The 13,838-nt window shown below is 54.5% G+C and carries 10 protein-coding genes and 1 pseudogene; all 11 read left to right on the plus strand.

Annotated elements, in window-relative coordinates; translation table 11 throughout:
* Positions 1-300, plus strand: a pseudogene (gene tuf, locus ACJ8KE_RS23270) (elongation factor Tu); the annotation flags it as partial.
* A 259-nt stretch (positions 301-559) separates the two neighbouring features.
* On the plus strand, positions 560-943 hold the full coding sequence (gene secE, locus ACJ8KE_RS23275) for a preprotein translocase subunit SecE (protein WP_004929916.1): 384 nt from the start codon (positions 560-562) through the stop codon (positions 941-943).
* Between the two features lies 1 nt (position 944).
* The gene (gene nusG / locus ACJ8KE_RS23280) at positions 945-1,490 is read left to right on the plus strand and encodes a transcription termination/antitermination protein NusG (protein ID WP_004929914.1); all 546 of its coding nucleotides are present in this window, start codon (positions 945-947) and stop codon (positions 1,488-1,490) included.
* Positions 1,491-1,655: 165 nt separating this feature from the next.
* Positions 1,656-2,084 (plus strand): 50S ribosomal protein L11, encoded by a 429-nt coding sequence (gene rplK, locus ACJ8KE_RS23285; RefSeq protein WP_004929911.1) that lies wholly within the window; start codon positions 1,656-1,658, stop codon positions 2,082-2,084.
* A 3-nt stretch (positions 2,085-2,087) separates the two neighbouring features.
* Positions 2,088-2,792, plus strand: coding sequence for a 50S ribosomal protein L1 (rplA, locus tag ACJ8KE_RS23290; protein ID WP_004929908.1), 705 nt, complete (start codon positions 2,088-2,090; stop codon positions 2,790-2,792).
* A 338-nt stretch (positions 2,793-3,130) separates the two neighbouring features.
* The gene (gene rplJ, locus ACJ8KE_RS23295) at positions 3,131-3,628 is read left to right on the plus strand and encodes a 50S ribosomal protein L10 (RefSeq protein WP_004929905.1); all 498 of its coding nucleotides are present in this window, start codon (positions 3,131-3,133) and stop codon (positions 3,626-3,628) included.
* A 63-nt stretch (positions 3,629-3,691) separates the two neighbouring features.
* A complete protein-coding gene (gene rplL / locus ACJ8KE_RS23300) occupies positions 3,692-4,057 on the plus strand; it encodes a 50S ribosomal protein L7/L12 (RefSeq protein WP_004929903.1) in 366 nt (121 codons plus the stop codon).
* Positions 4,058-4,389: 332 nt separating this feature from the next.
* Positions 4,390-8,418, plus strand: a complete 4,029-nt coding sequence (gene rpoB / locus ACJ8KE_RS23305; protein WP_004929900.1) for a DNA-directed RNA polymerase subunit beta — start codon at positions 4,390-4,392, stop codon at positions 8,416-8,418.
* Between the two features lie 118 nt (positions 8,419-8,536).
* Positions 8,537-12,760: a DNA-directed RNA polymerase subunit beta' gene (gene rpoC, locus ACJ8KE_RS23310; RefSeq protein WP_004929899.1), complete on the plus strand. Its 4,224-nt coding sequence runs from the start codon at positions 8,537-8,539 to the stop codon at positions 12,758-12,760.
* Between the two features lie 167 nt (positions 12,761-12,927).
* A complete protein-coding gene (locus tag ACJ8KE_RS23315) occupies positions 12,928-13,374 on the plus strand; it encodes a GNAT family N-acetyltransferase (RefSeq protein WP_016929429.1) in 447 nt (148 codons plus the stop codon).
* Positions 13,374-13,838 (plus strand): hypothetical protein, encoded by a 465-nt coding sequence (locus ACJ8KE_RS23320; protein ID WP_016929428.1) that lies wholly within the window; start codon positions 13,374-13,376, stop codon positions 13,836-13,838. Before ACJ8KE_RS23315 ends, ACJ8KE_RS23320 begins: the two co-directional genes overlap by 1 nt.

Here is a 13,838-nt window from a genome sequence, read left to right on the forward strand (position 1 = left end):
CCAGGCTCCATCAAGCCGCACACCCAGTTCGAATCTGAAGTGTACATCCTGAGCAAAGATGAAGGTGGTCGTCACACGCCATTCTTCAAAGGCTACCGTCCACAGTTCTACTTCCGTACCACTGACGTGACCGGTACCATCGAACTGCCAGAAGGCGTAGAGATGGTAATGCCAGGCGACAACGTGAACATGGTTGTAACCCTGATTCACCCAATCGCGATGGACGACGGTCTGCGTTTCGCAATCCGTGAAGGTGGCCGTACTGTAGGCGCTGGTGTTGTTGCTAAAGTTATCGCTTAATCGCTGATAAAGTTTGACGCGACACGCGGTAAAAGGGCATCATTTGATGCCCTTTTTCTACGCTGTGAACTAGAACCTATCTCATCAGCGATTTTGCAGTCATAATCATTGGTGAGATGGGCTCTTAAACCGTATTGACTGAATACGTCATGGCGTAAAACACCGGGATATCGCTAGTGCGGTATCCGATCGGTTTGGTTTGCCTCGCAATGCGAGGCAAAGTTGTTTGTTCTGAATCATCATTGTGACAGGTTGGTTTATGAGTGCGAATACCGAGGCTCAAGGGAGCGGACGCGGCCTGGAAGCGGCAAAGTGGCTGATCGTCGCCGTTCTGTTGGTTGTGGCTATTGTCGGTAACTATTACTACCGTGATTTAAGCCTGCCATTGCGCGCGCTGGCAGTTGTGCTGATCATCGCCGTTGCAGGTGCAGTGGCTCTGATGACCACCAAAGGCAAAGCCACCGTTGCGTTTGCCCGTGAAGCGCGTACCGAAGTACGTAAAGTGATTTGGCCAACTCGTCAGGAAACGCTGCACACCACGTTGATCGTCGCCGCGGTAACCGCCGTGATGTCACTGATTCTGTGGGGGCTGGATGGTATTCTGGTCCGTCTGGTGTCGTTTATTACTGGCCTGAGGTTCTAAAATGTCTGAAGCTCCAAAAAAACGTTGGTACGTCGTTCAGGCGTTTTCCGGTTTTGAAGGTCGCGTAGCACAATCGCTGCGTGAACACATCAAACTGCACGATATGGAAGAGCTGTTCGGCGAAGTGATGGTGCCTACGGAAGAAGTGGTTGAAATCCGTGGCGGCCAGCGTCGCAAGAGCGAGCGTAAGTTCTTCCCTGGCTATGTGCTGGTGCAGATGGTGATGAATGACGCCAGCTGGCACCTGGTGCGCAGCGTACCGCGCGTCATGGGGTTCATCGGCGGTACGTCTGACCGTCCAGCGCCGATCAGCGATAAAGAAGTTGATGCGATCATGAACCGTCTGCAGCAGGTCGGTGACAAGCCGCGTCCGAAAACGCTGTTCGAGCCGGGCGAGCTGGTGCGCGTCAACGACGGCCCGTTTGCCGATTTCAATGGCGTGGTCGAAGAAGTCGATTACGAGAAGAGCCGCCTGAAAGTTTCCGTTTCCATCTTCGGTCGTGCAACGCCGGTGGAACTGGACTTCAGCCAGGTTGAAAAAGGCTGATCGAATAATCAGCAGTAAGCGGCCTGTTGCCGCTTGTCAAAGGCGTGAAATTGAACTACAATTTCGCGCCTTTTGTTTTTAGATGCCTTGCCTGATGTTTGTCCGGCGAGGTTAAACACGGGGAGCCTCTCACGAGGCGATACTACCCAAACCGAGGAAATTTAAATGGCTAAGAAAGTACAAGCCTACGTCAAGCTGCAAGTTGCAGCTGGTATGGCTAACCCGAGCCCACCAGTGGGTCCAGCTCTGGGTCAGCAGGGCGTTAACATCATGGAATTCTGTAAGGCGTTCAATGCTAAGACTGACAGCATTGAAAAAGGTCTGCCGATTCCGGTTGTTATCACCGTTTATTCTGATCGCTCCTTCACTTTCGTTACCAAAACCCCGCCAGCAGCAGTTCTGCTGAAAAAAGCGGCTGGTATCAAGTCTGGTTCCGGTAAGCCGAACAAAGACAAAGTAGGTAAAGTGACCCGTGCTCAGGTACGTGAAATCGCAGAAACCAAAGCTGCGGACATGACTGGTTCTGACGTTGAAGCGATGACTCGCTCCATCGAAGGTACCGCTCGTTCCATGGGCCTGGTAGTGGAGGATTAAGAGATGGCTAAGCTGACCAAGCGCATGCGCGTGATCCGTGACAAAGTTGATGCTACTAAACAGTATGACATCACTGAAGCTGTTGCTCTGCTGAAAGAGCTGGCCACCGCTAAATTCGTAGAAAGCGTTGACGTTGCCGTTAACCTCGGCATCGACGCTCGTAAATCTGACCAAAACGTTCGTGGCGCTACCGTTCTGCCACACGGCACCGGTCGTTCCGTTCGCGTTGCCGTATTTACCCAAGGCGCTAACGCTGAAGCTGCGAAAGCTGCAGGCGCAGAGCTGGTAGGTATGGACGATCTGGCTGAGCAGATCAAGAAAGGCGAAATGAACTTCGACGTTGTTATTGCTTCCCCGGATGCAATGCGCGTTGTTGGTCAACTGGGCCAGATCCTGGGTCCACGTGGCCTGATGCCAAACCCGAAAGTGGGTACCGTTACTCCGAACGTTGCTGAAGCAGTGAAAAACGCTAAAGCAGGTCAGGTTCGCTATCGTAACGACAAAAACGGCATCATCCATACCACTATCGGTAAGGTTGATTTCGACGCAGACAAACTGAAAGAAAACCTGGAAGCCCTGCTGGTTGCGCTGAAAAAAGCAAAACCTTCTCAGGCGAAAGGCATGTACATCAAGAAAGTTAGCCTCTCCACCACCATGGGTGCTGGCGTTGCTATCGATCAGAGCGGTCTGTCTGCCGCAGCGAACTAATCGCACTTGCGATTATCGCTTTGACTTGGGGCCGAGATTTGTCTAGAATCTTATGCCCCAAGGTTTTGCTATTGGCTATGCCGTAGGCAAAACAAAGATTTTTCGGTTGGAGCCTGGCCTATCCAGGCCTCCGTCCAAGACCGCAGGTGTATCGCAAGATACTTAATCCTTCCTGCGTAGACGGTGACAGAGCCTAAGAAAATTTTTCTTTTTTATAAAAGAATGTCTTTGCTGGATTCTGCTCACCGTGTTAAGCCGCTCGGCGTGGCGTTTTACAAAGCGCCGAGTGAAGTGAGTTCCGGGGGATTTTCCCCGGCTAATCCAGGAGCAAAAAGCTAATGGCATTAAATCTTCAAGACAAACAAGCGATTGTTGCTGAAGTCAGCGAAGTAGCCAAAGGCGCGCTGTCTGCGGTTGTTGCGGATTCCCGCGGCGTTACCGTAGATAAAATGACTGAACTGCGTAAAGCAGGTCGTGAAGCTGGCGTTTACATGCGTGTTGTTCGCAACACCCTGATGCGTCGCGTAGTTGAAGGCACTCCATTCGAATGCCTGAAAGACACGTTTGTCGGTCCAACCTTGATTGCATTCTCTCACGAACACCCGGGCGCTGCTGCTCGTCTGTTCAAAGAGTTCGCGAAAGCGAATGCAAAATTCGAGGTTAAAGCTGCGGCCTTTGAAGGTGAGCTGATCCCAGCGGCGCAAATCGACCGCCTGGCGACGCTGCCAACTTACGAAGAAGCGATCGCACGCCTGATGGCAACCATGAAAGAAGCCGCTGCCGGCAAACTGGTTCGCACTCTGGCTGCAGTACGCGATCAGAAAGAAGCGGCGTAAGCCACTCTTTCTTAGCCTTTGCTAACGTATTTAAACTATTTCTGAATTTTAGGAACAATTGTTATGTCTATCACTAAAGACCAAATCCTGGAAGCAGTTGCCGCTATGTCCGTAATGGACGTTGTTGAACTGGTTTCCGCTATGGAAGAAAAATTCGGCGTTTCTGCTGCTGCTGCTGTAGCTGTAGCTGCTGGCCCAGCTGAAGCTGCTGAAGAGAAAACTGAATTCGACGTTATCCTGAAAGCTGCAGGCGCTAACAAAGTTGCTGTTATCAAAGCAGTACGTGGCGCTACCGGCCTGGGTCTGAAAGAAGCTAAAGACCTGGTTGAATCTGCTCCAGCCGCTCTGAAAGAAGGCGTGAGCAAAGATGACGCAGAAGCTCTGAAAAAATCTCTGGAAGAAGCTGGCGCAGAAGTTGAAGTTAAATAAGCCAACCTTTCCGGTTGCAGCCTAGTCTTTTAGGCTGATGGCTGGTGACTTTTTAGTCACCAGCCTTTTTGCGCTGTAGGGCGCCAGTAGCGTTTCACACTGTTTGGCTGCTGGTTTCGCCTCCCAATGTTTGTTTCTATTGACGACTTAATATACCGCGGTCTTTGCACTACCAGGAGTTCTGGGGGAAGGCGCGATGAAATGGTTTAAGCGTGATAGCAAGAGACATTGCGGAAAGTGTTCCCGCTTTCCGGTCGACAAAACGGTGTTGCATGAACTGTCCCTAATCGGACGGACAGATTGGGTCACTGATCAGCGAGCTGAGGAACCCTATGGTTTACTCCTATACCGAGAAAAAACGTATTCGTAAGGATTTTGGTAAACGTCCACAAGTGCTGGACATACCATATCTCCTTTCTATCCAGCTTGACTCGTTCCAGAAGTTTATCGAGCAAGATCCAGAAGGGCAGTACGGCCTTGAAGCCGCATTCCGTTCTGTTTTCCCTATCCAGAGCTACAGTGGCAATTCGGAGCTGCAATACGTTAGCTACCGTCTTGGTGAGCCGGTCTTCGACGTCAAAGAGTGCCAGATCCGTGGTGTGACGTTCTCTGCACCGCTGCGCGTAAAACTGCGCCTGGTTATCTATGAGCGCGAAGCGCCTGAAGGTACGGTCAAAGACATCAAGGAACAAGAAGTCTACATGGGCGAAATTCCGCTCATGACCGAAAACGGCACCTTTGTGATCAACGGTACTGAGAGGGTTATCGTATCTCAGTTGCACCGTAGTCCTGGCGTATTCTTCGACAGCGATAAGGGTAAAACCCACTCCTCGGGTAAAGTGCTGTACAACGCACGCATCATCCCTTACCGCGGTTCATGGTTGGACTTCGAGTTCGATCCGAAAGACAACCTGTTCGTGCGTATTGACCGTCGCCGCAAATTGCCTGCGACCATCATTCTGCGCGCGCTGAACTACACCACTGAACAGATCCTCGACCTGTTCTTTGACAAGATCGTCTTCGAAATCCGCGACAACAAGCTGCAGATGGAGCTGGTGCCAGAGCGCCTGCGTGGTGAGACCGCTTCGTTCGATATCGAAGCCAACGGCAAGATCTACGTAGAGAAAGGCCGTCGCATCACCGCTCGTCATATCCGTCAGCTGGAAAAAGACGACATTCAGAGCATTGAAGTACCGGTAGAGTACATCGCGGGCAAAGTGGTCGCGAAAGACTATATCGATACCAATACCGGCGAACTGATCTGCGCAGCCAACATGGAGCTGTCGCTGGATCTGCTGGCCAAGCTGAGCCAGTCCGGCCACAAGCGCATCGAAACGCTGTTCACCAACGATCTGGACCACGGCGCGTACATCTCTGAAACGCTGCGTGTCGATCCGACCAACGATCGTCTGAGCTCGCTGGTAGAAATCTACCGCATGATGCGTCCTGGTGAGCCGCCAACGCGCGAAGCTGCCGAAAGCCTGTTCGAGAACCTGTTCTTCTCCGAAGACCGCTACGATCTGTCCGCGGTTGGCCGTATGAAGTTCAACCGTTCTCTGCTGCGCGACGAGATCGAAGGTTCGGGCATCCTGAGCAAAGACGACATCATCGAAGTGATGAAGAAGCTCATCGATATCCGTAACGGCAAGGGCGAAGTGGACGATATCGACCACTTGGGCAACCGCCGTATCCGCTCCGTTGGCGAAATGGCCGAGAACCAGTTCCGCGTAGGTCTGGTGCGTGTTGAGCGTGCGGTGAAAGAGCGTCTGTCTCTGGGCGATCTGGATACCCTGATGCCTCAGGACATGATCAACGCCAAGCCGATTTCGGCGGCGGTGAAAGAGTTCTTCGGCTCCAGCCAGCTGTCTCAGTTCATGGACCAGAACAACCCGCTGTCCGAGATCACGCACAAGCGTCGTATCTCCGCACTGGGCCCGGGCGGTCTGACCCGTGAGCGTGCCGGCTTTGAAGTTCGAGACGTACACCCGACCCACTACGGCCGCGTGTGCCCAATCGAAACGCCGGAAGGTCCAAACATCGGTCTGATCAACTCCCTGTCCGTGTACGCACAGACTAACGAGTATGGCTTCCTGGAAACCCCGTACCGCCGCGTGCGTGACGGCGTGGTGACCGATGAAATCAACTACCTGTCTGCTATTGAAGAAGGCAACTTCGTTATCGCCCAGGCGAACTCCAACCTGGATGAAGAAGGCCGCTTCGTAGAAGACCTGGTCACCTGTCGTAGCAAAGGCGAATCAAGCCTGTTCAGCCGCGACCAGGTTGACTACATGGACGTATCCACCCAGCAGGTCGTTTCCGTTGGTGCTTCACTGATTCCATTCCTGGAACACGATGACGCCAACCGTGCATTGATGGGTGCGAACATGCAACGTCAGGCCGTACCAACCCTGCGCGCTGACAAGCCGCTGGTCGGTACCGGTATGGAACGTGCTGTAGCGGTTGACTCCGGCGTAACCGCCGTTGCCAAACGCGGCGGTGTGATCCAGTACGTGGATGCTTCCCGTATCGTTATCAAAGTTAACGAAGACGAGATGTACCCGGGCGAAGCAGGTATCGATATTTACAACCTGACCAAGTACACCCGTTCTAACCAGAACACCTGCATCAACCAGATGCCGTGTGTGAATCTGGGTGAGCCAATCGAGCGCGGCGACGTGCTGGCGGATGGCCCATCGACAGACCTGGGCGAACTGGCATTGGGCCAGAACATGCGCGTAGCCTTCATGCCTTGGAACGGCTACAACTTCGAAGACTCCATCTTGGTCTCCGAGCGCGTGGTGCAGGAAGATCGCTTCACCACCATCCACATCCAGGAACTGGCGTGCGTGTCTCGCGACACCAAGCTGGGGCCTGAAGAGATCACCGCCGACATCCCTAACGTGGGTGAAGCGGCGCTCTCCAAGCTGGATGAATCCGGTATCGTGTATATCGGTGCTGAAGTGACCGGCGGCGACATCCTGGTCGGTAAGGTAACGCCTAAAGGCGAAACCCAGCTGACGCCGGAAGAGAAGCTGCTGCGTGCGATCTTCGGTGAGAAAGCGTCTGACGTTAAAGACTCTTCTCTGCGTGTACCGAACGGCGTTTCCGGTACGGTTATCGACGTGCAGGTCTTCACCCGCGATGGCGTGGAAAAAGACAAGCGCGCGTTGGAAATCGAAGAGATGCAGCTGAAGCAGGCGAAGAAAGACCTGACTGAAGAACTGCAGATCCTGGAAGCCGGCCTGTTTGCGCGTATCCACGCGGTGCTGGTTGCCGGTGGCATCGAAGCCGACAAGCTGAGCAAGCTGCCGCGCGATCGCTGGCTGGAACTGGGCCTGACCGACGAAGAGAAGCAAAACCAGCTGGAGCAGCTGGCTGAGCAGTACGACGAACTGAAATCCGACTTCGAGAAGAAGCTGGAAGCCAAGCGTCGTAAGATCACTCAGGGCGACGATCTGGCGCCGGGCGTACTGAAAATCGTCAAGGTTTATCTGGCCGTTAAACGTCAGATCCAACCGGGTGACAAGATGGCGGGTCGCCACGGTAACAAGGGTGTTATCTCCAAGATCAACCCGATCGAAGATATGCCTTACGATGAAAACGGCACGCCGGTAGACATCGTACTGAACCCGCTGGGCGTACCATCACGTATGAACATCGGTCAGATCCTGGAAACCCACCTGGGTATGGCTGCGAAAGGCATCGGTGAGAAGATCAACCAGATGCTGAAGCAGCAGCAGGAAGTGGCCAAGCTGCGTGAGTTCATCCAGAAGGCCTACGATCTGGGCGACGACGTTTGCCAGAAAGTTGACCTGAACACCTTCAGCGACGACGAAGTGCTGCGTCTGGCAGAGAACCTGAAAAAAGGTATGCCGATCGCAACGCCGGTGTTTGACGGTGCGAAAGAGACTGAAATCAAGAAGCTGCTGGAAATGGGCGGAATCCCGACCTCCGGTCAGATCACGCTGTTCGATGGCCGTACCGGTGAGCAATTCGAGCGCCAGGTTACTGTCGGCTATATGTACATGCTGAAACTGAACCACTTGGTTGACGATAAAATGCACGCCCGTTCAACCGGTTCTTACAGCTTGGTTACTCAGCAGCCTCTGGGTGGTAAAGCGCAGTTCGGTGGTCAACGCTTCGGTGAGATGGAAGTGTGGGCACTGGAAGCATACGGCGCGGCTTATACCCTGCAGGAAATGCTCACCGTTAAGTCGGATGACGTTAACGGCCGTACCAAGATGTACAAAAACATCGTGGATGGCGATCACCGGATGGAGCCAGGCATGCCGGAGTCCTTCAACGTACTGTTGAAAGAAATCCGCTCGCTCGGCATCAACATCGAACTGGAAGACGAGTAATCGTCATTCCGGCTCAGGCTCCCCGCCTAAGGGAGCCTGAGGGTGGTTGTTCAGGTCACACGGGTACCTACTGCGGTTGTGGGTGCCCAACAGGTTTAACTCCGACAGGAGCCAATCCGTGAAAGACTTATTGAAGTTTCTGAAAGCGCAAACTAAGACCGAAGAGTTTGATGCGATCAAGATTGCTCTGGCCTCGCCAGACATGATCCGTTCGTGGTCGTTCGGTGAAGTTAAGAAGCCGGAAACCATTAACTACCGTACGTTCAAACCAGAGCGTGACGGCCTTTTCTGCGCCCGTATCTTCGGGCCGGTAAAAGATTACGAGTGCCTGTGCGGTAAGTACAAGCGCTTGAAACACCGCGGCGTGATCTGTGAGAAGTGCGGCGTTGAAGTGACCCAGACCAAAGTGCGTCGTGAGCGCATGGGCCACATCGAACTGGCTTCCCCGACTGCGCACATCTGGTTCCTGAAATCGCTGCCATCCCGCATCGGTTTGCTGCTGGATATGCCGCTGCGTGACATCGAACGCGTACTGTACTTCGAATCCTATGTGGTGGTCGAAGGCGGTATGACCAACCTCGAGCGTCGTCAGATCCTGACCGAAGAGCAGTATCTGGACGCGCTGGAAGAGTTCGGTGACGAATTCGACGCCAAGATGGGTGCGGAAGCTATTCAGGCCCTGTTGAAAAACATGGATCTGGAAGCCGAGTGCGAGCAGCTGCGTGAAGAGCTGAACGAAACCAACTCCGAAACCAAGCGCAAGAAGCTGACCAAGCGTATCAAGCTGCTGGAAGCGTTCGTACAGTCCGGCAACAAGCCGGAGTGGATGATCCTGACCGTGCTGCCGGTACTGCCGCCGGATCTGCGTCCACTGGTTCCGCTGGATGGCGGCCGTTTCGCGACGTCGGATCTGAACGATCTGTATCGCCGCGTGATCAACCGTAACAACCGTCTGAAACGCCTGCTGGATCTGGCTGCGCCGGACATCATCGTGCGCAACGAAAAGCGTATGCTGCAAGAAGCGGTAGACGCCCTGCTGGATAACGGCCGTCGCGGTCGTGCGATCACCGGTTCCAACAAACGTCCTCTGAAATCTTTGGCCGACATGATCAAAGGTAAGCAGGGTCGTTTCCGTCAGAACCTGCTCGGTAAACGCGTTGACTACTCCGGCCGTTCCGTAATCACCGTAGGTCCATACCTGCGTCTGCATCAGTGCGGTCTGCCTAAAAAGATGGCGCTGGAGCTGTTCAAACCGTTCATCTACGGCAAGTTGGAGCTGCGTGGCCTGGCCACCACCATCAAAGCCGCCAAGAAAATGGTTGAGCGTGAAGAAGCCGTCGTTTGGGATATCCTGGACGAAGTGATCCGCGAACACCCGGTACTGCTGAACCGTGCACCAACCCTGCACCGTTTGGGTATCCAGGCGTTTGAACCGGTTCTGATCGAAGGTAAAGCGATCCAGCTGCACCCGCTGGTTTGTGCGGCATACAACGCCGACTTCGATGGTGACCAGATGGCCGTTCACGTGCCGCTGACGCTGGAAGCCCAGCTGGAAGCGCGTGCGCTGATGATGTCCACCAACAACATCCTGTCCCCAGCGAACGGCGAGCCAATCATCGTTCCTTCTCAGGACGTTGTACTGGGTCTGTACTACATGACCCGCGACTGTGTTAACGCCAAGGGCGAAGGCATGGTGCTGAACGGTTCCAAAGAAGCTGAGCGCGTATACCGCGCCGGCCTGGCGTCTCTGCATGCGCGCGTTAAAGTGCGTATCACCGAAGACGTCAAAAACGCCGAAGGCGAATGGACTTCTCAGACCAGCATCATCGACACCACCATCGGCCGCGCCATCCTGTGGATGATCGTACCGAAAGGTCTGCCGTACGCGATCGTTAACCAGCCTTTGGGCAAGAAAGCGATCTCCAAGATGCTGAACACCTGTTACCGCATCCTGGGCCTGAAGCCGACCGTTATCTTTGCTGACCAGATCATGTACACCGGTTTTGCTTACGCAGCCCGTTCCGGCGCTTCCGTAGGCATCGACGACATGGTTATCCCGGCCAAGAAAGCGGAGATCATCGAAGAAGCGGAAACCGAAGTTGCCGAGATCCAGGAGCAGTTCCAGTCTGGTCTGGTTACCGCCGGTGAACGCTACAACAAAGTGATCGATATCTGGGCTGCAGCGAACGAACGCGTTGCTAAAGCGATGATGGAAAACCTGTCGGTAGAAGACGTGGTTAACCGTGACGGCGAAGTGGAACAGCAAGTTTCCTTCAACAGCATCTTCATGATGGCCGACTCCGGTGCGCGTGGTTCCGCCGCTCAGATTCGTCAGCTGGCCGGTATGCGTGGTCTGATGGCGAAGCCGGACGGCTCCATCATCGAAACGCCAATCACCGCGAACTTCCGTGAAGGTCTGAACGTACTCCAGTACTTCATCTCCACCCACGGTGCTCGTAAAGGTCTGGCGGATACCGCACTGAAAACCGCGAACTCCGGTTATCTGACCCGTCGTCTGGTTGACGTGGCGCAGGATCTGGTGGTGACCGAAGACGACTGTGGTACCCACGACGGCATCCTGATGACTCCGGTTATCGAAGGTGGCGACGTGAAAGAGCCGCTGCGTGAACGCGTTCTGGGCCGTGTGACGGCAGAAGACGTCCTCAAGCCGGGTACGGCGGACATTCTGGTGCCACGCAACACCCTGCTGAACGAGAAGGCGTGTGACCTGTTGGAAGAGAACTCTGTCGACAGCGTTAAAGTCCGTTCCGTAGTGAGCTGTGAAACCGACTTTGGTGTGTGTGCAAACTGCTATGGTCGCGACCTGGCACGTGGCCACATCATCAACAAAGGCGAAGCCATCGGCGTTATCGCGGCACAGTCCATCGGTGAGCCGGGTACACAGCTGACGATGCGTACGTTCCACATCGGTGGTGCGGCATCTCGTGCGGCTGCTGAATCCAGCATTCAGGTGAAAAACAAGGGTAGCATCAAGCTGAGCAACGCGAAGTTCGTTATGAACGCCGCAGGCAAGCTGGTGATCACCTCGCGTAACACCGAACTGAAACTGATCGACGAATTCGGCCGTACCAAAGAAAGCTACAAGGTGCCTTACGGCGCCGTGATGGGCAAAGGCGACGGTGAAGAAGTTAATGGCGGCGAAACCGTCGCTAACTGGGATCCGCACACCATGCCGGTCATCAGTGAAGTCAGCGGCTTCATTCGCTTCGCGGACATGGTTGACGGCCAGACGATTACTCGTCAGACCGACGAACTGACCGGTTTGTCTTCTCTGGTTGTTCTGGACAGCGCAGAGCGTACCGGTAGCGGTAAAGACCTGCGTCCGGCACTGAAAATCGTTGACGCTCAGGGCGAAGACGTATTGATCCCAGGTACTGATATGCCTGCTCAATACTTCCTGCCGGGCAAAGCGATCGTTCAGCTGGAAGATGGCATTCAGATCGGTGCGGGTGATACCCTGGCGCGTATTCCTCAGGAATCCGGCGGTACCAAGGATATTACCGGTGGTCTGCCGCGCGTTGCCGACCTGTTCGAAGCGCGTCGTCCGAAAGAGCCGGCAATCCTGGCTGAAATCAGCGGGATTATCTCGTTCGGTAAAGAGACCAAAGGCAAACGTCGCCTGGTGATCTCTCCGCTGGACGGCAGCGACGCTTACGAAGAGATGATTCCGAAATGGCGTCAGCTCAACGTGTTCGAAGGCGAAGTGGTGGAACGTGGTGACGTCGTTTCCGACGGTCCAGAGTCTCCGCACGACATTCTGCGTCTGCGTGGCGTGCATGCGGTTACCCGCTACATCACCAACGAAGTGCAGGAAGTTTACCGTCTGCAAGGCGTTAAGATTAACGATAAGCACATCGAAGTTATCGTTCGTCAGATGCTGCGTAAAGGCACCATCGTTAGCGCTGGTGGCTCCGAGTTCCTGGAAGGCGAGCAGGCTGAAGTGTCTCGCGTCAAGATTGCCAACCGTCAGCTGGAAGCTGAAGGTAAAATCGCGGCAACCTTCTCGCGCGATCTGCTGGGTATCACCAAGGCTTCCTTGGCGACCGAGTCCTTCATCTCCGCCGCATCGTTCCAGGAAACGACGCGCGTTCTGACCGAAGCTGCCGTAGCCGGCAAGCGTGATGAACTGCGTGGCCTGAAAGAGAACGTCATCGTGGGCCGTCTGATCCCAGCCGGTACCGGTTACGCTTATCATCAGGATCGCATGCGTCGCCGTGCTCAGGGTGAAGCGCCGGTTGTTCCGCAAGTCAGCGCGGAAGAAGCGACGGCTAACCTGGCCGAGCTGCTCAATGCAGGCCTGGGCGGCAGCGACGACGAATAATCGTCATCCGCGCCGCGGGCCCGGCATGCCGGGCCCATCGCCAGATAAACCGCTCCCTCGGGGGCGGTTTTTTTTCGCCTCATGCCGGGGCCGAGCAAACTTTGCTACTATGGTTACAGCAGAAATTGACCGGCGTTTTTTACCAGACAACCAAGGACAGTGCGAACATGGACAGCCTCATTACCTTCGAAAAATTGACGGCGCAACACCTGCCTTACCTGTATGAGATCCGCTTTTCCGTTGAGGAAAACCTGCTGCACCCGCATCAGATCCAGTATCTGCAGCGCAGGCAGGCGCTGGAGGACATCAACCAGGGCGGCGGCTGGATCTGCAAGCATGGCGACGACTATGCCGGCGTTGGCTTCGGGTTATTCATCCCTGAACCGCTGATCGGCGGCCTGTTCGTGAAGCCGGAATACCAGTCGAAGGGGATCGGCTCCGCCTTGTTGGCGCGGGTCACCGCCTGGATGTTTGAGCGCGGCGCCGAAGCGATCCACTTAACCACCGATCCCGGCTCCAAAGCCGAAGGCTTTTATCAACATCACGGTTGGGCCGTGGTCGGGCAGGATGAATTCGGCCAGGCCGAACTGGTAAAACGTAAAGAGGGTGAATAATGACAATCAAAGGATTGATGACGTTACTGCTGCTTTCGCTGTTCAGCACGCCGCTGTATGCGGCCGTTGACTATTTTTACCTGAAACCGCTCGATGGCGAGAAGATCAAGATAACCCGGCAGATGCTGGCGGCGATGCCGCAGCACACGATTAAAACCTCGACCAATTTCACCCCGGAAGATATGTTCACCGGCGTTGAGTTTGCGGAGTTAGTGAAAGCCTATCACCTGAAAGGCCAGTCGGTGCGCGCTTTCGCCTGGGATGATTACTCTTATTCGATGCCGATTGACGAGATGATTAAATACCGTGTGATCGTCGCCTACCAGCGCGGCGGCAAGCCGATCGACGTTGGTGAGCTGGGGCCGTTCGCCATTATTTATCCGCGCGATGGCTATGCTGAGCTGAATAACCTGGATGTGAATGCGAAAACCGTCTGGCAAGTTAAAAGGTTGGAGCTGAAATAA

This window comes from Serratia sp. CY56464 (assembly GCF_052168435.1).
GTDB classification, from domain to species: Bacteria; Pseudomonadota; Gammaproteobacteria; order Enterobacterales; family Enterobacteriaceae; genus Serratia; species Serratia marcescens.